The 275-nt window shown below is 58.9% G+C and carries 1 protein-coding gene; it reads right to left on the reverse strand.

Translation table 11 applies throughout. The features are described 5' to 3' along the window. Positions 1–233: M1 family aminopeptidase (locus QSV46_RS39685; protein WP_314964088.1), on the reverse strand; the 233-nt coding region annotated here is incomplete at its 3' end. Positions 234–275 lie beyond the last annotated feature (42 nt).

Consider the following 275-nt stretch of genomic DNA (forward strand, 5'->3'; position numbering starts at 1 on the left):
GTACGCAGCCACTGCTCGGTGAAGGAGGACAGGTCCCGCCCCGACGCCACCTGGAGTTGGTGGAGAAGGTCTTTGAGTTCGGTGTTTGAGAAGGCGTTTTGGGCGAAATACGTCCGCACGCCAGCGAGGAACTTATCTTCACCCACAAAGGCGACCAGTTGCTTGAGGGTTGATGCGCCCTTGGCGTAGGTGATCCCGTCGAAGTTCTGTTCGACGGTGTCAAGATCGATCATGTCGGCTGCAATGGGGTGGGTGGTCGGCAGCTGGTCCTGGGT

This window comes from Bradyrhizobium cosmicum (assembly GCF_032290525.1).
Taxonomy (GTDB): domain Bacteria; phylum Pseudomonadota; class Alphaproteobacteria; order Rhizobiales; family Xanthobacteraceae; genus Bradyrhizobium; species Bradyrhizobium cosmicum_A.